Genomic DNA, 19089 nt, shown 5'->3' on the forward strand with positions numbered 1-19089 from the left:
TCCACCTCGACCCCACCCACCACCTCAACGTCTTCACCGCCCACACCGCCAAACCCACCGACCCCCACCACATCGCCCACACCGCCTACGACATCCCCGCCATCGCCCACCGCTACCAGGCGTTCCTCCACCGCTGGGACCACCACCAACCACTGCCCCACGCACCCGACGACCTCGCCAGACAACTCCTCCTCCACACCGAATGGCTCCACCTCGTCCGACAGGACCCCCGACTCCCCGCCCAACACCTACCCCACGACTGGCCCGCCATCCGCGCCCAACACCTCTTCCACACCCTCGCCCTCGCCTACCAGGAACCCGCCCACACCATCGCCGAATCGGTGTTGGACACCATCCCGGTCGAAGATCCTCCGACCGGCCTCACCCGTCGCACATCGACAGGTGCTCGTCCGGGTCCAACTCCGGCACGTGCCGCTCCAGGCCGGCACGGGTGAGGTCGCCCCGCACCTGCTCGCACGCGTCCGCGAGGACGCCGTCGGCACCCGCGAAGTCCAACCGCCAGACGCGCACGGTGCGGTCGTCGCTGCCGGTGTGCAGTTCGGTGGTGCCGGGGCGGAAGCGGACCACGTTGACCTTGTCCCGGTGACCGGTGAGGGCGGCCCACGGGGTGGGGGCGGCGGGGTCGGTGACGTCCCACAGCCGCACCGTGCGGTCGTAGCTGCCGCTGGCCAGCTTGCCGCGGCCGTCGAACGCGACGCTGAGCACCGGGCCGGTGTGCCCGACGAGCGGTTCGCCGATCGGGTCACCCGTGCGGGCGTCCCACAGGCGCACCGTGTTGTCGAAGCTCGCCGTCGCGACGACCTCACCCGTCCGGTCGAAGGCCACCCCGCACACCATGTCCTGGTGGCCGACCAGCGGTTTGCCCTTCGGGGTCCCGTCGGCGGCGTTCCACAACCTCGCGACGTGGTCGAAGCCGCCGGTGACGAGCGTGGTGCGGTGGTCGTCGATCGCCATCCCGCACACCGCCTTCCGGTGCGCGGCGGCCGTGCCGGGAGCCTTCAGCTCGGTGGGGTTCCGGAGGGTCGTCCCGTCGTCGGTGATCTCGACCTGCCACCGCTTCACCTTGCCGGTGGTGTCGCCGGTGAACACCGTGTCCTCGTCCGCACCGAAGGTGATGGCGTGGACGGTGCCGGGCCGCTCGGCCGCTTTGGCCCAGTGCCCGGTGAGGACGACCCCGACCCGGTCGAAGCGGGACACGTTCGCCAGCTCGCTGCCGCCGGCCACGGCGACCCGGTTGCCGGATCCGCTGAACGAGACATCGGTGTAGACCGCGCTCGGCCCGCGCAGGAACCTGCCCTCGTCACCCCAGAAGTTCGTCAGGACGCCGCCCGTGGCGTCGACCGACACCACGTGGGCACCGTCGTCGGTGAAGGCGATGTCGTTGACCGCGGCGGTCGAGGACACCTGCGCACGGCCGACGCTCCACCAGCCGAGGGTGCCGTTGTCGTTGGCCGTCACCACCCGGAAGGAGCTGCCGACGAACGCGGCACCGTGCGCGGTGGTGTCCTGGGTTTCCAGGGTCGTCCGCTCCGCGGAGGTGACCACGCCCTCGTGCTGGGTGATGTTCCACAGCCGCGTCGTGAGGTCGTAGCCGACCGTCATCAAGGTGCACCCCGGCTGGTTGCCGCTCCTCCCGCACAACTCGCCCGGTGCGAAGGCCACGCCGTTCACCAGGAGGTTGTGACCGGCCATCGCGCCCAACGGGGCTCCGGTGCCGCCGTCCCAGAGGCGCACCGACTGGTCGTCGCCGCCGGTCGCGAGCAACGACCCGTCGGCGTTGAAGTCGACCGCGAGCACCCGGGCACCCTTGGCCGCCGCCGACGTGCCCAGCGATCGTCCGGTGTTCCGGTCCCACCGCCGGACCGCGCCGACCGTGCCCCCGACGATCTCCGCACACCCGTCGCAGGGCCGGTAGGCGACGTCGAACACCGGTCCCCCGTTGTCACCGAACGTCGGCCCGTGCGGCTCACCCGTCCCGGCGGCCCACTGCTTGACGCCTGGGTCGGCCCCCGCCGTGGCCAGCGACGCGCCGTCGGCGCTGAACGCGACCTTGAAGAGGTACCCCTGTCCGGCGTCGAACTCCCGGCGTCCCGCGTCCGACGTGGCGTCCGGCCACAGCACGACCTTGCCGGTCTCGTCGGGGACCTGGCCGTCGGCGGGCGCCGCGGTCGTCGCGGGTGCCACGGTGGTGGCCGCCAGGGCCTTGTCACGACCGAACGCGAGAGCGGTGATCGTCTGCCCCAGGTCCATCTCCCGCACCACCGCGCGGTCCGCCGGGGACAGCAGCCGGACGATCCCGTCCTCGCCGCCCGTGGCGATGAGCTGCCCGTCGGCGGTGGCGGCCACGGTGAACAAGGGGCCGCCGAGTTCGGTGGTGCCGTCGTACGGGCTGGTCTGCGTGCTCAGCACCGCGCCACGCGACTCGGGGGTTCGCGCCGTGTTCCAGGAGGCGAGCGCCAGCAGGATCGACGCCCTCGGGTTGACCGCGCCGAACCTCTCGGCCTGGGCGACCAGCTGCTGCGCCCGTGCCTCGCGCTCCGCGGTGGCGGCGACGGACGCGCTGTGGGCCGCCATGCCGGCGAAGACCAGCGCGAGGACCATGACCACGACGAGACCGCCGACCATCCGCCGCCGCCTGCGGGTGTCGCGCTGCTGCGCGCGGCGGCCGGCTGCCAGGAACTCCTGCTCCGACGGCGACAGCACGACGTGCCGCTTCTCGGCGGCGGCGTGCGCGTCGGCCAGCACCACCCCCCGGTACAGCGCGTCCGGCGGGCGGTTCTTCCGCTCCCAGGTGGCCGCCGCGTCGGTGAGCCGCTGGTGCACCAGCAGGCCGTCGCGGTCCTTGTCCAGCCAACCCCGCAGCACCGGCCACGCGCGGATCAGGGCTTCGTGGGTGATCTCGACGGCGTCCCGGTGACGGGTGAGCAGGCGGTTCGCGGTGAACGCGTCGAGCACCGCCGCCGCCGCGGTCGGGTCGTCACCGGTGTCGAGGAGCTCGGCGCGGGACAACCGGCAACGCACGTCGTCGGTGCCGTCACCGATCTTGACCAGGCGCAGGAACAGCGACCGCGCCGCCTCCTGTGCCACCGGGTCCAACCGGGCGTGCACCTGGTCGGCCGTCTGGGCGATGGCGCGTTCGATGCCGCCGGTCGTGCGGTAGCCGTCGACGGTGAGCGTGGCGCCGTGCCGCTCGTACCACGCCCCGCGCAGCGCGTGGGCCAACAGGGGCAACCGGCCCGCCTCGTAGCCGCTCGCGCCCTCGGTGGCGCCCAGGTCGCGCAGCAGCAGTTCCACCAGGCCCGGCTCGACGTCCAGCCCCACGGCGCTCGCCGGGTGCATGATCGCCTCGCGCAACTCCGAGTACGACATCGGCCCGAGCACCACGGGGCTGTCCTGAAGCGCCGCCCGCAACGCCGGGTAGTCGGCACAGGTGCCGTAGAAGTCCGCGCGCACCCCGAGCACCACCAGCACGTCCGCGCCGCTCGCGGTCGGTGCGGCGAGCCGGCTGAGCACGTCGACGAACGCGTGGCGCTCACCCTCGTCCGCGCAGAGCGTGAACAGCTCCTCGAACTGGTCGACCACCAGCAGCACGCGGGACTCCGGGTGCCGTCCCCTGAGCCGTCCCACGCACCACTCGGGGTGCGCGACCAGAGCCTCCGCCACGACCGCAGGGTGGGCGCCGATCAGCGGTGCGAGCTGCACGGCGAGGGAGTGCAACGGCTGGGCGGTCGGCGTGAACACCGACTTGGGCCACGTCCGCGACCCCGGCAGCGCCTGGCGGTGCAGCCGGGGCAGCAGACCGGCCCGCAGCAGCGACGACTTGCCCGCACCCGAAGGGGCCACCACGACCTGCACACCACCGGAGGCCAGCCGCCGGCCGAGCAACCCCAGCAGGTCGGCCGTGGTCCGGTCCCGCCCGAAGAACCAGCGCGCCTCCCCCGGCCCGAACGCGGCCAGACCGGGGTACGGGCAGGCGTCGACGACCACGCCGGACTCAAGCCGGCGGGTGCGGCCCGTGCCGTCGTGGAAGTGCAGGTGGCTGTCCCGACCCGACTGGTAGATCACCGCGCCGTCGGCCGCGTTCGCCTCCAGGTTGACGTGGTTCACCGGTGGCGGCACCGACCACTCGTCGGTGTTCGATTCCATCCACGACCCCCGGTGCGGTGATGCTCCTGCGTCCGCACAGATCCTGTTTCCACCGCAGCCGTTGTGGACCGCACTTTTCGTGGCAGGGCATCACGATTCAGCGCGGGTGGACGGTTCGGCGGCCCCGGCGGCGAACCCCGCGCGATCGGCGGTTCTGCTCAGTCCGCGGGAACGGACACGGCTCGACGCGCCGGACCGTGCCGCCGTTCGCGCTCAAGGCGTCGGGTCACGCCGTCGACATCTGGCTCGCCTGCGTGCCGACCGCCTCGTCGGCGCTGCGGCCGGATGACGCACCGCCGACGCCGGCGGCCATCTCGGCCACGGTGTGGGCGCCGATGTCGGGGTGTGGTCCGTCGTCGAAGTGCGCGGCGACGGCTCGGACGTGGTCCTGGGCGGGTTCGGCCAGTCCGTCGTACACCGCGAGGAACACCTCCCGCGCGTGGGTGCGCGGCCAGTCGGGCGGCAGGAGTTCGAGCGGGAGCTGGGGGTCGAGCGCGGGGAATCGGCGGTAGGTGTCCATCACCTCGGTGCGGGCGCGCACGGCGTCCGCACCGGTGACGCGGTCGGCGCGGACGCGGGGCAGCAGCGGGTTCCAGCGCCGGACGAACTCCTGGTACTGCTCGGCGATGGCCGCGGTGTCCCAGGCTTCGATCGGGTCGCGTGTCGTGCCCGAGGTGAACCGCAGGTGCCGCGCGCGGAACGCGGTCGTGGCACCGGGCGTCGCCGCGACGAGCTCGGCGTGGTCCTGCTCCGAGAGCGAGCGCGGCGACACCCAGACCCCGTCGTAGAGCGGCGCGTACCCGCGCCAGCGGAGTTGGGCGCGAAGGGAGCTCCGCCGGGTCTTCTCCTCCTTCGGCATGGTGAAGACGAAGGCCGTCCACAACCCGTCCCAGCTGTCGGGTCCGGCCGCGAACGCCGCGATCGAGGTGCCGCCGACGGACAGGTCGACCGCGGCGGGCCCGGTCAGTCGGTAGGAACTGTGCCGACCGCGCCTGCTGCCCTCCAGCACGCCTCGGCGGGCCAGCCTGCTGATGGCGGTCCTCGCCGCACCGGGGGTCACGCCGAACTCGCCCAGCAGGGCCGCGATCGCCGCGCTCGGCAACCACGCCCGGCGGCGGATGGTGTAGTCGGCGATCAGGGTCACCGCCAGGCCCTGGGGTGAGCTGCCGCTCTGCCGGCGCGGCAACCGCACCGAAGCGGCACCGACGTCGGGAAAGATCTCTTCGACGTCGAACGGGCTGATCACGGTGCGCTCCCGTGGCAGGTCGGCGTGAGGGGCGAGGCCGACTGTAGCGGGCCCGCGCGTATCGAGACCCGATCGTTGACACTTCAGGTGACCCTGGCCAGACTCAGTGACACACTTCGGTTCTGCGGGGAGCCGGTGAGGCCACCCGCCTCCGCGCGGCCCGGATGCCGGGCGCTCGCAGCGCGCTTCGCCACGCACACGGCCGCTGCGGACCGGCCGGCGACCTCACGGCTCGTCATCCCATCGGGTTCGGGTCGGGCCCGCGCACACGTCTGTCCGCCGCACTTCGGCAGGAGGTACATGCAGTGTTAGGAAGCAATGGCGCTCCCTTCACACCAGGGGGACCCGCACTCGGCCGGTCGGAGCGCCGCACCACAGGTCCGCAGTGGCAGCGCGCCGCAGCTGCGGCAGCGGCCGCGGTCATGTTCGGGGCGCTGACGGTCGCGGCGGCGGTCAGCCCGGCGTCGGGCGCCGAGAACCCGTACCAGCGGGGACCGGACCCGACGCCGGCCAGCGTCGCCGCCAACCGGGGCACGTTCGCCACCGCCCAGGTCGGCGTGCCGGCCGGGAACGGCTTCGGCGGCGGGGTGATCTACCACCCCACCGACACCAGCCAGGGCACCTTCGGCGCGATCGCCGTCGTGCCCGGCTACACGGCCACCTGGGCCGCCGAAGGGGCCTGGATGGGCCACTGGCTGGCGTCGTTCGGGTTCGTGGTGATCGGGATCGACACCAACACCCGCAACGACTGGGACACCGCCCGCGGCACCCAGCTGCTGGCCGCGCTGGACTACCTGACCCAGCGCAGCTCGGTGCGCGACCGGGTCGACGCGAGCCGGACGGCCGTCATGGGTCACTCCATGGGCGGCGGCGGGGCCATGTACGCGGCGCTCCAGCGCCCCTCGCTGAAGACCGCGGTCGGCCTCGCGCCGTTCAGCCCCTCGCAGAACCTGACGAGCACGCGGGTCCCGACCATGCTCCTGGCCGGGCAGAACGACACGACGACCACCCCCGCCAGCATCCAGAACCTCTACAACGGGATCCCGGCCGCCGTCGAGAAGGCCTACCTGGAACTCTCCGGCGCCGGTCACGGCTTCCCCACCTCGAACAACCCCACGATGATGCGCACCGTCATCCCGTGGATCAAGGTCTTCCTCGACAGCGACACCCGCTACACGCAGTTCCTTTGCCCGCTTGCGGACCGCAACGGCATCAGGACGTACCAGAGCACCTGCCCGCTGGTGCCCTCCCCGGTGCCGACGACCACCACGACCACGTCGACCACCACCACGTCGACCACGACGAGCACCACGACCACGACAAGCACCACGACCACCACGCCGCAGCCCGGTGGCGCGTGCAGCGCGACCTACCGCACCGCCAACTCGTGGCCCGGCGGATACCAGGGCGAGGTCACGGTGAGGGCGGGCGACTCGCCGGTCAGCGGGTGGACCGTCCGGTGGACGCTGGACAGCGGCCAGACCGTCACCCAGGTCTGGAACGGCGCGCTCACCGTCGACGCTTCGACCGCATCGGTGCGCAACGCCCCGTACAACGGCTCGCTCGCGGCCAACGCGTCGACCACGTTCGGCTTCATCGGCGGCGGCTCACCGCCCACGTCGGTCCTCTCCTGCACCAGCCCGTGACGGTGCGGGGCAGCGCGCCTCCGTCGCACCGGATCCACCCCGACGCGGTACCCCTCGCTGCTCCGTCGGCGGACGGGTGATACCCGGAGGTGTCCGGCGAGGCGGCTAACGGTGATCCCGCTCGGGTCGATTCCGGAATCGACCCGAGGGGGATCACCGTGACGACGACCGTCATCCCACGCACCACCGCCGGACCCCTGCGCTACTTACCGCTGCTGGTGCCCGGACTGCTGTTCCTCGTAGCGCTGGCCATCGCGCCGGTCTCGCCGGCAAGGGCCACCGACGGCCTGTACAAGATCACCACCACGCAGTTCTCGATCAGTCACCACGACATCGACTGCGTGAAGGACGTCGAACGGGTGGCCACCTGCACCACGACCGTCGACGGGAAGGTGCTCGACGTCCGGCTGGACACCGCCCCCGTCATGGAGCTGTCGTGCACGGCGACGTACGACTCGCGCGACACCGCCTGCACACGTGCGTTCGACTACGGCCCCGGTTCTCACCGGGTGCACCTGGACTCGCTGGTCGTCCCGGAGCCCGCTGCCCAGAAGATCCGCGACGCGTACCCGTGGTGGTCGTGGCTCTTCGACGGCCCCTGGTTCCTGTTCGCCCTCGGCCTGCTCGTGGCCATGACGATCGCGGCCGGCGCGCTGGCGTGGCTCTGGTCCCGCCACCCCCGCCCGGCCGCGAGGCACCGGGCGCTGAGAACGCTGGTGACGTTCGCCGTCTACTGGACGTTCCACCTGCCGGTCACGCTGGTCGTGGCGCCGTGGGAGGCGACGAAGCTCTCCTACCACCTCCTGCTCATACCGCACTCGGTCCTGTTGCCCGCCGTGCTCGCGCTCGTGTGGCAGCTCGCGGTCGGCGGGAAGGTCACCGGGGCGACCGGTCAACGGATCGGGCTCACCGCGGCGAGCGCCATGACGACCCTCGTGTGCGGCTCGATGATGATGTTGATGCTCGCCGTGACGACCGGGATGCCCGACTGAGAGCGCGGCCGGGTCCACCAGCGCGGTGACGGTCGACAGCGTCGCCGGACGGGTCAGCCGCCGAGCAGCCGGCCGTCGTCCGCGCCGTAGAACAGCAGCCTGCCGGGCGCGGCGTCGACGGTGAGGGACGCGCCGAGGGCCGGCTCCTCCTGCTCCGGCACGGTGAGGCTGATCAACGTGCCGGAGCAGTCCAGGGTCACCAGTGACGACACGCCCAGGTTCTCCACGGCGGCCACCCGGCCGGTTATGCCCTCGCCGGCCGGAGCCAGGTACTCGGGCCGCACGCCCACCACGACGGGCGTGCCGTCGGCCAGCCCCGCCGGGCCCGGCAGGCCGGCCCCGGCGCACTCGACGCGACCGTCGCGGACCTCCGCCTCGATCAGGTTCATCGGGGTGGAGCCGATGAAGTTCGCGACGAACGTGTCGACGGGCCGTTGGAACACCTCGCGCGGCGTGCCCAGCTGGCGGATCCGGCCCGCCTCCATCACCGCGATCCGGTCGGCCAGCGCCAACGCCTCGGCCTGGTCGTGCGTGACGAACACGGTGGTGAGCGCCAGGTCGTGCTGCAACCGCTTGAGGAACGTCCTGGCCTCCAGCCGCAGCCGCGCGTCCAGGTTGGACAGCGGCTCGTCCAGCAGCAGCACGTCGGCGCCCGCGGCAACGGCACGCCCCAGCGCCGCGCGCTGCTGCTGACCGCCGGACAACTGCCCGGGCCTGCGGTCGAGCAGCGCGGACAGGCTCAGGCCCTCGGCCACCTCGGCGGCCGCCTCCCGTTGCCGGGCCTTCGGCGCACGGCGCACGCGCAGCGGGTAGGCGATGTTCTCCGCCACCGTCATGTGCGGGAACAGCGCGTAGTCCTGGAACACCATCGCCACCCCTCGCCCGCCTGGCGGCAGGTGTGTCACGTCCCGCGACCCGATCGTGACGGCACCCGCCGAGAGCGGCTCCAGGCCCGCGATCGTGCGCAGCAACGTGGTCTTGCCGCAGCCGGACGGGCCGAGCAACGCGAACAGCTCGCCGTCCACCACGCGCAGGTCCAGTGCGTCCACCGCGCGTACCCCGTTCGGGTACACAGTGGACACGCCGGTGAGGTCGATGCCCGCCATCAGCTCTTGATGCCCCCGTGGAATCGGAACCCGTAACGCTTGTTGACGACCAGGTACAGCAGCACCACCGGGATCGAATACAGCAGCGAGAACACCGGGATCACGGTCAGGTTGGCGCTGCCGCCCTCGTCCTGCAACGTCCGCATCAGCACCGCCGCCGGCTGCTTGCCGACGTCGCGCAGGAGCAGGAACGGCAGCAGGAAGTTGCCCCACGCGTTGACGAACGACCACACCAGGATCATCGCCAGCCCCGGTCTGGCGATCGGCAGCACCACGTGCCCGAGCACCTGGCGGGGTGAGGCGCCGAACACCCGTGCGGACTCCTCGTACGAGCGCGGCACGGAGTCCACGAAGTCCTTGAGGATGAAGATGGCGGCGGGCAGCATGCCGCCCGCGATCACCAGGGCCGTGCCGAAGCGCGAGTCGATGAGCCCGAGCTGCAGCATCAGCACGAACAGCGGCACCATGGCCGCGGTGCCCGTGACCACGCTCGACAGCAACAGCAGCACGTACAGCAGCACGTCCCGGCCGGGGATGCGCACGCGGGACAGCGCGTAGGCGGCCAGGGCGGCGAACGCCGTCGTCACCGACGCCGCGACCAGGCACAGCACCAGCGAGTTGACCAGCGAGCGCACCGCGTACGGGTGGCGGAAGGTGGCGACCACGTTCGCCGACGTCCACTCCGGCCAGCGCAGGCCGAACCCCGGCCGCGCGTCGAACGGCGCGCCCGCCAGCCACAGCATCGGCACCGCGAAGAACGCCAGCACCACCGCGATCAGCACGTAGAAGCCGATCCGGCGCACCACCCACGCCGGTGTCACGCGCGCCTGCGCAACAGCCGCAGGTACACCAGCGCCACCACCAGGTTCCCGACCAGCAGCAGCAACGACATCGCCGACGCGTACCCGAGCCGACCGCCCTCCAACGCCTGCCGGTAGATCAGCACGGGCAGCACCTCCGATTCGTGGTTCGGACCGCCGGCGGTGAGCAGGAACGGCGTGAAGTCGTTGGCCGTCCACAGGCTGATGAGCAGAGTGTTGGTCAGCACGTGCCCTCGGATGTGCGGGAACACCACGTCGCGCACGGTCTGCCAACCGCCGGCGCCGGCCAGCCGGGCGGTCTCCAGGTGCGACGGCGGCACGGCGGCCAGCGCGGAGGTGTACAGCAGCATCGAGAACGCCGTGCCGCGCCAGGTGTTGAACACGATCAGGCTCACCATCGGGTACTGGACCAGCCACGCCGTCCCCGGCCGGCCCAGGAGCAGGCCGAGCGTGCCGCCGTCCCGGCTCAGCACGGCGAACCACAGGTAGGCGACGACGGGACCGGGCAGGATCCACGCCAGCAGCACGAGACCCTCGACGGTGCGCCGCAGCCCCGGCCGCACCCGGCGCAGGAGCCAGGCGAGCGCGAAGCCGAGCACGTTCTGCCCGACGACCGCGGAGCCGAGCACGAACAGGGCGGTCAGCCAGAGCGAGTTGGCGAACAGCGGGTCGGCCAGCGCGGTGGCGAAGTTGTCCAGGCCGACCACGCTCGGCTCGGCCGCGGCCGGCCCGGTCAGCTGGTAGTCGGTGATCCCGATGTAGAGCGTCCACAGCGCGGGGAACACCAGGAACAGGCCGATCAGCAGCAGCGCCGGTGCGACGAACCCGATCGCCCGCGCCGTGCCGAGCCCCGCCGGGTCGCGGCCGTCAACCGCCCGCAACGGCGTCCTCGCCGACCGCCTCGACCAGCGCGTCGTGGTAGGACCGGGCGGCGTCGTCCGGGCTCTTGCCGGCCACCACGTCGGCGGTCGCCTGCTGCAACGCGGCCGACACCTTCGGGTAGTCCGCCAGACCGGGCCGGTACCGGGTGATCGGCAGCACCCGGTCGGCGATGAAGCGCAGCATCGGGTCGCCCGCCAGCACCTCGTCGTTCACGTCGGTGCGTTGGGTGACCTGCGCGGCGCCCGCCAGCGCCGACTTGACCGCCTCGGCCGAGTTGAGGAACCGCATGAGCTCCCACGCCTGCCGCGGGTACCGCGTGTTCGGGTTGACCACCCGCACGCCGCCACCGGACGTGCTGACGAAGTCCTGGCCACCGACACCGGCCCCGGGCGCGCGGGCGGGGATCAGCGCCCACCCGACGGCCGTGTCCCGGTCGGCCATCTTGGCCACGCCGACGCGCGGCTCGACCACCGAGCGCCAGAAGTAGTCGCTCTCCAGCAGGATGCCGATCCTGTTCTCGGCGAACATCGCGAACGACCGGTCACGGCCCTTCGCCTCCTGCTGGAGGATGGGGTCGCCGAGCCCGTCGCGGTAGACGCGCTGGTAGAGCGAGAGGACGTCCTTCACGCCCGCCGTGGCGCCCTGCCACTTGCCGTTCTCGTGCACGGCCGTGCCGGTGCCCAGCAACGCGGGCAGCACGCCCTGCATCGTGGTGGCCTCGCCCATCGCGGTGCCGGCGTTGAGCTGGAGCGGCGAGACGCCGGGCAGCGCCTTGAGCTTCGCGGCGGTGTCCAGGACGTCGTCCCAGCTGCGCGGTTGCCAGTCGGTGGGCAGGCCCACCTGCGCGAACAGCTTCTTGTTGTAGAACAGCACCCGGCCGTCGGTGCCCATCGGCACGCCGTAGCGCCTGCCGTCGAACTCGCCGAGGCCCTGCACGGCGTCCGGGATCTGCCGCCAACCGTCCCACGCGTCGACCTCGTCGGTGCCGACGACGTCGTCCAGCGGCTTGACCTGGCCCGCTTGGGCGAACTCGCCGAGCCAGATGCCGTCCAACTCGACGATGTCACCGCCGCCGCCGGTCTTGAAGTCCAGCGCGACCTTCGTCTTGAAGTCCTCGTCACCCGCGCCGTTCTGCTCGAAGCGGACCGTGGCGTTGACGCCCTTCGCCTTCTGCTCCTCGGTGAACCTCGGTATCACCCAGTTGGTGATCCACTCCGCGCCGCGCGCGTTCTTCCCGCCCGCCACCGCGTTGGCCGTGATCGTCAGCGTGACGTCCTTGGCGTCGGCGTTGCGCGCCGGATCCGCTTCCCGGGACTGGCCGAGGCACCCCGCGAGCAGGCCCGCCACCGACAGCAGGACGATCGTTGTCCGCCGCATCGCGCTCCCCCGCCAGAGTGCACGCCACTTCGTCACCTCTCAACATGGCACCCCGGCCGGCCGATCGCAGCACCTCGGGTCGGCATCACCCGTTTGACGGCCCGCCGTCGTCGGTGGTGACCGGAGGGAGAGGGGGCGAGGTCGCGGTCGTGCCGGTGCGGCGCGGGACGCCGATTTCGATTCCGTCACGCTCGCACGTAACGTGATGGTGTGACCATGGCTCGAACCTCCACCCCTCCACCAGCTCTCGCTCCCGACGCCCTGCGGGTCATCGCCCTGGGCGGGCTCGGTGAGATCGGCCGGAACATGACCGTGTTCGAGCACGAGGGCAAGCTGCTCGTGGTCGACTGCGGGGTGCTGTTCCCCGAGGAGCACCAGCCGGGTGTGGACGTGATCCTGCCGGACTGGAGCTGCCTGCGCGACCGGCTGTCGGACGTGGTCGCGGTCGTGCTGACCCACGGGCACGAGGACCACATCGGCGGGGTGCCCTACCTGCTGCGCGAACGGGCCGACATCCCCATCGTCGGCTCGCGCCTGACGCTGAGCCTGCTCGCCGCCAAGCTCGTCGAGCACCGCATCACGCCCGTCACGGTGGAGGTCAAGGAGGGGCAGCGGCTCGCGCGCGGCCCGTTCGACCTGGAGTTCCTGGCGGTCAACCACTCCATTCCCGACGGTCTGGCCATCGCCATCCGCACCGACGCCGGCCTCGTGCTGCACACCGGCGACTTCAAGATGGACCAGTTCCCGCTGGACGGCCGGATCACCGACCTGCGTGGTTTCGCCCGCCTCGGCGAGGAGGGCGTCGACCTGTTCCTGGTCGACTCCACCAACGCCGACGTGCCCGGCTTCACCACCGCCGAGCGCGACCTGGCCCCCGCCATCGACGAGGTGTTCCGCACCACTCCGCGCCGGGTCATCGTGTCCAGCTTCGCCAGCCACGTGCACCGCATCCAGCAGGTGCTCGACGCCGCCCACACCCACGGCCGCAAGGTCGCCTTCGTCGGCCGTTCCATGGTCCGCAACATGAGCGTGGCCACCGAGCTCGGCTACCTCAAGGTGCCCGACGGGCTGGTCGTGGACATCAAGCGGATGGACCGGCTGCCACCCCACCAGGTGACCCTCGTCTGCACCGGCTCCCAGGGCGAGCCGATGGCCGCGCTGTCCCGCATGGCCAGCGGCGACCACTCGATCCAGGTCGAGGAGGGCGACACCGTCCTGCTGGCCAGCTCGCTGATCCCCGGCAACGAGAACGCAATCTACCGGGTCATCAACGGCCTGACCGACCGCGGCGCGAACGTGGTGCACAAGGGCAACGCCAAGGTCCACGTCTCCGGCCACGCCAGCGCCGGCGAGCTCGTCTACTGCTACAACATCGTGCAGCCGGCCAACGTCCTGCCCGTGCACGGGGAGGCCCGGCACCTGCGCGCCAACGCCGAGCTCGCCATCAAGACCGGCGTGGACCGCGAACGGGTGCCCATCGCCGCCAACGGGCACGTCATCGACCTCCACGAAGGACGGGCCCGCGTCACCGGCAAGGTCGAGGTCCACAACGTCTACGTCGACGGGCAGACCGTCGGCGGGGTCACCGAGGCCTCGCTGGCCCAGCGCCGCACCCTCGGCGAGGAGGGCGTCATCACCGTCGTCGCGATCGTCGACATCGACTCGCGCCGGCTCGCCGAGCCCCCGGACTTCATCGCCCACGGCTTCGAGCACGACGCCGCGACCTTCGCCCCGGCCATCCCCGCGATCGAGAAGGCCCTGGCCGGCGCGAACGAACGGGGCGTCACCGACTTCGAGGAACTGGAACGGCTGCTCGCGCGCGAGGTGCAGAACTGGGCGTACCGGACCCACCGCCGTCGTCCCGTGGTCATCCCCGTGGTCATCGAGGCCTGACCCCGCCGGGGCGCCGCCCGACCGTCCACAGCGACCAGGAACGGCTCACCGACCGACGAGGATCCGGGTGAGCCGTTCCGGCGTGCGCAGCGGTAGGTAGTGATCAGCCCCGGCCACGATCTCCAGGCGCGCGCCGGGGATGCCCTCGGCGAGTCGGCGGGCGATCACCCCGATCTCCGGGTGGTCGTGGTCGCCGACCACGACGGTGGTCGGCGCCTCGACCCGCCCGAGGTGCTCGACGGCGGCCTCCTGCGCGAACCGGACGTGCCCCTTCTCGCTCACCGCGCGCACCTCGGCGTTCTCGGTGACCATGGTCGCGATCGCCGGGTACCCCGGTGCCCGGTCGCCCAGCGAGGCCCACACCGCGAGCTCGGCCTCGGCCAGGCGGTCGGCATCGCCTCCCCGGTCCGCCGCCGCGTAGGCGTCCAACTCGGGTGACCGCGGCCAGTCGTGGCCGCCTGCCGACGCCGCGACGAGCGTCAGCGAGCACACCCGTCCGGGATGTTCCAGCGTGAAGTCGAGCGCGACCTCGCCGCCCATGCTCAGCCCGACCAGCGCGGCGCGCTCGACGCCGAAGTGGTCGAGCACCGCGAGGAGGTCGTCCTCGTAGCGGAACGGCGCGGTCGGCGGCGTCGACCGTCCCAGGCCCCGCGCGTCGTACCGGATCACCGTGCGGTGGAGCGCGAGCGCGGGGAACACACCGTCCCACAGGCGACTGTCGTGAACGGACCCGTGGAGCAGCACCACGGGTGGTCCGTGGCCGGACTTCTCGGTCCACAGGCGGCCCCCACCGGAGACGGGGACGTACTCGATCGTCATGCGACCGATTCGACCACACCATGCCCGCTCCACCCGGACCCGGGCGATACCGCCACGGCCGGGTCCGGGTGCGCGACCGGTGCCGGTGACGCACCGGCGCCACGTGCCCGACTGTCGGCGGCGCGCGGACGCCTGACGTCCCGCCCGCACGCTGCGACTCGCGGACGGTGCCGAGGACCGTTTCATGCACGCCTACCAGGCCATTCGCCACCAGGTGGCCTCGGTCGGCGGCTACCTCGGCGACGAGGTGTGCGAATCGACCACGGATCCACATGAATGGATCATCACCAGTGAGTGGGAAAGTCTGACGCATTTCCAAGCGCGGGAAAGCGGGGTCGATCACCGCGAAACTCGCGGCGCCACTGGTGGCGTGTTCGACACATCGCGAATCCCGCCGGTATCACGTCCGACTGGCCACCGAACCCCGACGACCTGGACGGAGCCGTGCTCGTGCGCCCGGACGGCTTCATCGCGTGGCGCACCACGACCGCGGCACCGCCGACCTGCAACCGTCACGACCACCTGACCGTCGATCCGAGCGCGGAAGGAGACGTGGCCGAAGTTGCGGGTGGCTTGACAGAGCGAAGCGGCTGTGTGCGATGTTGGACGCACGGGGACAGGTCGAGCGGGTGTCGGCGGAACGGCGGCGGGTGGACGAGGTCAGGGTCTCCAGGACCGGGGATGCGATCGCGAGCGCGCCGGGCGCGGTCGCGATCAGCGGAGTCGGCACGGTGCAGCTGACCGGTGCTCCCCCGGCGCGCTCGGACTACCGGCACCAGATCGCCCGGATCGCCAAGACGCCGCTGCGCGACCGGGAGGCGGAGCTCGCCGAGCTGGCCGCGTTCTGCGCCGACGCCGACGAGAACGCACCGGCGTACCGGTGGTGGCGGGCACCGAAGTGGTCGGGCAAGACGCTCCTGATGGCCCACTTCGCGTTACAGCCGCCGCCGGACGTGCGGATCGTGGCCTTCTTCGTCACGGCCCGCTTGGCCGGCAACGACACCCGCGCGGCGTTCGTCGACGTCGTCGGCGACCAACTGGCCGAGATCCTGGGCGAGCCCAGCCCGACCACCCTCCCCCGGCACGTGAGCGACAGCTACCTGAACGGGCTGCTCACCCGCGCCGCGCAGGCGTGCCGCGAGCGTGGCGAGCGGTTGGTGCTGCTGGTCGACGGCCTGGACGAGGACCGGGGCACCCCGCACGACCAACCGGTGCACGGCACCAGCATCGCCGCGGCCCTGCCCACGCACCCCCCGGCGGGGATGCGGATCGTGGTGTCCGGGCGCCCCAACCCCCAGCTGCCCGCCGACGTCCCGCCCGACCACCCGTTGCGGGATCCGTCGGTGGCGCGGCCCCTGGCACGATCGCCGCACGCCGAGGTCGCCGAGGACCAGATGCTGCTGGAGCTGAACCGACTGCTGCACGCCGGTCCCGTGGAGCGTGACCTGCTGGGCCTGGTGACCGCCGCCCTCGGTGGCTTGACCGCCGACGACCTCGCCAAGCTCACCAAGCGGCCGGCCGCGGACGTGCGGCGCCTGCTGCGCGGGGTCACCGCGCGAACCCTCGACACCCGGGGCGGGCACTGGCGCCCCGACACCGAGGTCTACCTGCTGGGCCACGAAGACCTCCACGCCATCGCGACCGCGGAACTGGGCGAATCCCTGCTCGGCGAGTACCGGCAGCGCCTGCACGACTGGGCCGAGCACCACCGCGACCTGCGCTGGCCGGCCGAAACGCCCGAGTACCTGCTCCGCGGGTACTTCGCGATGGTGAGAGCCAACGGCCTCACGTCGCACATGGTCGCCTGCGCGACGGACCCGCACCGCCGCGACCGGATGCTCGACCTGTCCGGCGGTGATGTCGACGGAATATCGGAGATCACTGCCACGCAGGAGGTCATCGCGACCGGGGATCGCCCCGACCTGTGCGCGATGGTCCGCCTCGCCATACACCTCGACCACGTGACCAACCGCAACAGCAACATCCCACCCGTACTGCCCGCCGTCTGGGTCGGACTCGGCCACGTCGACCGAGCCGAATCCATCGCCTACTCGATCGTCGACCCCACGAAACGCCTGGAGGCGTTGACGGCGGTGGCCGCCGCGACCGCGGAGTCGGGTGATCGTGACCGGGCCAGCCGCCTTCTCGACCAGGCGGAGCAGCTCGCCCACACCATGGCGGATGGCCCGGACTCGCACGCGAACGCACTGGCGCGGGTGGCCGGAGCGGCCGCGGAGGCCGGCGATCCCGATCGGGCCGAGCACATCGCCCGCACCATCGCCGACCACCCCCACGCATACGCGAACGCGCTGGTGCGGATGGCCGGAGCGGTCGCGGAAGCCGGCGACGTCGAGCGGGCCGAGGAGATCGCCCTCACCATCGCCGACCACCCCCACGCATACGCGAACGCGCTGGTGCGGATGGCCGGAGCGGTCGCGGAAGCCGGCGACGTCGAGCGGGCCGAGCGGATCGCGCACACCATCTCCGACGACCGCTACTGGTGGGCGAAGGCCATGGCCCGGATAGCCGGGGCGGCTGCCGGCACCGGGGAGTTCGAACGGGCCGAGCGGATCGCCCGCACCATCGCCGATTCCCCGGACCCGCACGCGCGTGCGGACGCGCTGGCGCGCGTGGCCGCAGCGGCCGCGGAAGCCGGTGACCCGGCACGTGCCACACGACTCATCCACGAGGCCAAGCAGCTCGCTCGCTCCATCAGGGAGCCGCACAACCAGGCGAACGCGCTGGAGTGGGTGGCCGAGGCGCTGGTGAAGGCCGGTGATCTCGACGGAGCCGAGCAGATCGCCCGCACCGTCACCTACCCGCCCCACCAGACGAAGGCCCTGGCCCGGTTGGCTGAAGCGGTCGCGGCGGCCGGCCAGGTCGACCGGGCCGAGCAGATCGCCCGCACCATCACCGTCCACGACCCCTACTCGAAGGCGGAGGCACTGGCACGGGTCGCCGGAGTGGTCGCGGAAGCCGGTGACGCGGGACGTGCCACACGACTCCTCCACGACGCCGAGCAGGTCGCCCGCACCATCACTCCCCGCCGCGCGCCGGTGGAGGCGCTGGCCAGGGTGGCCGGGATGATCGCCGAGGCCGGTGCCTTCGAGCGGGCCGAGCGCATCGCCGACACCATCACCAGCTCCCACTGGCGGGCGACGGCGCTGGCGCGGATAGCCGGGGCGGTCGCGGAAGCCGGTCATGTCGACCGTGCCGAGTGGATCGCCCTCACCATCACCGACGCCGACCACTACTGGAAGGCGGAGGCGGTGGCGCGGGTGGCCGCGGCGGTCGCCAAGACGGGCGATGTCGACCGCGCCGGGCAGATCGCCGACACCGTCGACCACGAGAGTTCACCGGTGAACGTCCTGGCACGGGTGGCGGAGGCAGTCGCGGGCACCGGGGACGTCGACCGGGCCGAGCAGATCGCCCGTACCGCTCCCCGCCGGCAGGCCGAGGCGCTGGCGCGGGTAGCAGGCGCGGCCGCCGAGGTCGGCGCCGTCGACCGGGCCGAGGACATCGCCCGCTCCATGGCCGACGGCTATTGGCTGGCGGGCACGCTGGCACGGGTAGCAGGCGCCGTTGCGGAAGCCGGTGAATCCAGCCGTGCCGCACGTCTCCTCGACGACGCCGAGCGCGTCGCCCGGAACATCACTCAACCGTACAACCGGGTGAACGTGCTGACGCGGATGGCCGAAGCGGCCGCCAAGGCCGGTGATCGCCGACGTGCCACGCGTCTCCTCGATGACGCCGAGCGGGTCGCTCGCGCGATCGGTCACCCCTACTCGCAGGCCGACGCGTTGACGCGAGTGGCGAGCGCGGTGGCCGAGACCGGGGATGTCGACCGGGCCGAGCGGATGGCCCGGGCCATCACGGCGGATCGTTCGCATCGGACCGAAGCGCTGGTGGCGTTGGCGGGGAATCGTTCGGTTCCACGCCGGGAACACCTGGTGGTCGACGTGTTGAGACTCCCGGACTGGCAGTTGTCCGTCGACGTACTGGTCGAGCTCGCCCCGGCGGCGCTTGAGGTGGTCCTCGCCGAGCTCGCCACCGTCGAGTGGGCGTGACCCACTATTGACCGGCCTCTGACGGCCTCACTACGCTGTCGAAGCGCTTCGACAGCTGGAGGGGCGAGGAGGA

13 protein-coding genes and 2 pseudogenes are annotated in these 19089 nt (G+C 72.1%); 7 read left to right on the forward strand and 8 right to left on the reverse strand.

The window, feature by feature from the left end; translation table 11 throughout:
- Positions 1–197: hypothetical protein (locus tag ACYVLT_RS33565; protein ID WP_461124359.1), on the reverse strand; the 197-nt coding region annotated here is incomplete at its 3' end.
- On the opposite strand from ACYVLT_RS33565, the gene ACYVLT_RS33570 reads away from it, so the two are divergent.
- Positions 102–455 (forward strand): PaaX family transcriptional regulator C-terminal domain-containing protein, encoded by a 354-nt coding sequence (locus tag ACYVLT_RS33570; RefSeq protein WP_461124351.1) that lies wholly within the window; start codon positions 102–104, stop codon positions 453–455. The two genes, ACYVLT_RS33565 and ACYVLT_RS33570, sit on opposite strands and share 96 nt — an antisense overlap.
- Here ACYVLT_RS33570 and ACYVLT_RS33575 read toward each other — a convergent pair.
- Complete coding sequence (locus ACYVLT_RS33575) at positions 382–4167, reverse strand: WD40 repeat domain-containing protein (RefSeq protein ID WP_461124179.1); 3786 nt, start codon at positions 4165–4167, stop codon at positions 382–384. The genes ACYVLT_RS33570 and ACYVLT_RS33575 overlap by 74 nt on opposite strands.
- A 226-nt stretch (positions 4168–4393) precedes the next feature.
- Positions 4394–5413: a PaaX family transcriptional regulator gene (locus ACYVLT_RS33580; protein WP_461124180.1), complete on the reverse strand. Its 1020-nt coding sequence runs from the start codon at positions 5411–5413 to the stop codon at positions 4394–4396.
- A gap of 422 nt (positions 5414–5835) precedes the next feature.
- Here ACYVLT_RS33580 and ACYVLT_RS33585 point away from each other — a divergent pair, with 422 nt between their 5' ends.
- Both ACYVLT_RS33585 and ACYVLT_RS33590 read left to right on the forward strand, forming a co-directional pair.
- Positions 5836–7059 carry a poly(ethylene terephthalate) hydrolase family protein gene (locus ACYVLT_RS33585; RefSeq protein ID WP_461124181.1) on the forward strand — a complete coding sequence of 408 codons (1224 nt, stop codon included), beginning with the start codon at positions 5836–5838 and terminating at the stop codon, positions 7057–7059.
- A 158-nt stretch (positions 7060–7217) separates the two neighbouring features.
- On the forward strand, positions 7218–8051 hold the full coding sequence (locus tag ACYVLT_RS33590; protein WP_461124182.1) for a hypothetical protein: 834 nt from the start codon (positions 7218–7220) through the stop codon (positions 8049–8051).
- Between the two features lie 53 nt (positions 8052–8104).
- Here the strand turns inward: ACYVLT_RS33590 and ACYVLT_RS33595 are convergent, their stop codons facing one another.
- The 4 genes from ACYVLT_RS33595 to ACYVLT_RS33610 are packed head-to-tail and all read right to left on the reverse strand — an operon-like array spanning position 8105 to position 12237.
- The gene (locus tag ACYVLT_RS33595) at positions 8105–9157 is read right to left on the reverse strand and encodes an ABC transporter ATP-binding protein (RefSeq protein WP_461124183.1); all 1053 of its coding nucleotides are present in this window, start codon (positions 9155–9157) and stop codon (positions 8105–8107) included.
- A complete protein-coding gene (locus tag ACYVLT_RS33600) occupies positions 9157–9978 on the reverse strand; it encodes an ABC transporter permease subunit (protein WP_461124184.1) in 822 nt (273 codons plus the stop codon). The genes ACYVLT_RS33595 and ACYVLT_RS33600 overlap by 1 nt, the downstream gene beginning before the upstream one ends.
- Positions 9975–10859, reverse strand: a complete 885-nt coding sequence (locus ACYVLT_RS33605) for a carbohydrate ABC transporter permease (RefSeq protein WP_461124185.1) — start codon at positions 10857–10859, stop codon at positions 9975–9977. Before ACYVLT_RS33605 ends, ACYVLT_RS33600 begins: the two co-directional genes overlap by 4 nt.
- Positions 10846–12237: an extracellular solute-binding protein gene (locus ACYVLT_RS33610; protein ID WP_461124186.1), complete on the reverse strand. Its 1392-nt coding sequence runs from the start codon at positions 12235–12237 to the stop codon at positions 10846–10848. The genes ACYVLT_RS33605 and ACYVLT_RS33610 overlap by 14 nt, the downstream gene beginning before the upstream one ends.
- 216 nt (positions 12238–12453) lie before the next feature.
- On the opposite strand from ACYVLT_RS33610, the gene ACYVLT_RS33615 reads away from it, so the two are divergent.
- A complete protein-coding gene (locus tag ACYVLT_RS33615) occupies positions 12454–14130 on the forward strand; it encodes a ribonuclease J (protein WP_461124187.1) in 1677 nt (558 codons plus the stop codon).
- 45 nt (positions 14131–14175) lie between these two features.
- Here ACYVLT_RS33615 and ACYVLT_RS33620 read toward each other — a convergent pair whose 3' ends face one another.
- A complete protein-coding gene (locus tag ACYVLT_RS33620) occupies positions 14176–14949 on the reverse strand; it encodes an alpha/beta fold hydrolase (protein ID WP_461124188.1) in 774 nt (257 codons plus the stop codon).
- 151 nt (positions 14950–15100) lie between these two features.
- Between ACYVLT_RS33620 and ACYVLT_RS33625 the strand changes: the two are divergent.
- The 3 genes and pseudogenes from ACYVLT_RS33625 to ACYVLT_RS33635 all read left to right on the forward strand — a co-directional run.
- Positions 15101–15289 (forward strand): annotated as a pseudogene (locus ACYVLT_RS33625) (antibiotic biosynthesis monooxygenase family protein); the annotation flags it as partial.
- Positions 15244–15432 (forward strand): annotated as a pseudogene (locus ACYVLT_RS33630) (hypothetical protein); the annotation flags it as partial. The pseudogenes ACYVLT_RS33625 and ACYVLT_RS33630, both read left to right, overlap by 46 nt.
- Before the next feature lie 116 nt (positions 15433–15548).
- Positions 15549–19016 carry a tetratricopeptide repeat protein gene (locus ACYVLT_RS33635; protein WP_461124360.1) on the forward strand — a complete coding sequence of 1156 codons (3468 nt, stop codon included), beginning with the start codon at positions 15549–15551 and terminating at the stop codon, positions 19014–19016.
- Positions 19017–19089 lie beyond the last annotated feature (73 nt).

The sequence above is a fragment of the Saccharothrix stipae genome (genome assembly GCF_054781895.1).

Bases quoted from the DNA above. Each gene is read 5' to 3' on its own strand.
- ACYVLT_RS33585 (WP_461124181.1), top strand. From the start codon at position 5,836: ATGTTCGGGGCGCTGACGGTCGCGGCGGCGGTCAGCCCGGCGTCGGGC.
- ACYVLT_RS33620 (WP_461124188.1), bottom strand. From the start codon at position 14,949: ATGACGATCGAGTACGTCCCCGTCTCCGGTGGGGGCCGCCTGTGGACC.
- ACYVLT_RS33610 (WP_461124186.1), bottom strand. From the start codon at position 12,237: ATGCGGCGGACAACGATCGTCCTGCTGTCGGTGGCGGGCCTGCTCGCG.
- ACYVLT_RS33615 (WP_461124187.1), top strand. From the start codon at position 12,454: ATGGCTCGAACCTCCACCCCTCCACCAGCTCTCGCTCCCGACGCCCTG.
- ACYVLT_RS33575 (WP_461124179.1), bottom strand. From the start codon at position 4,167: ATGGAATCGAACACCGACGAGTGGTCGGTGCCGCCACCGGTGAACCAC.
- ACYVLT_RS33595 (WP_461124183.1), bottom strand. From the start codon at position 9,157: ATGGCGGGCATCGACCTCACCGGCGTGTCCACTGTGTACCCGAACGGG.
- ACYVLT_RS33635 (WP_461124360.1), top strand. From the start codon at position 15,549: ATGTTGGACGCACGGGGACAGGTCGAGCGGGTGTCGGCGGAACGGCGG.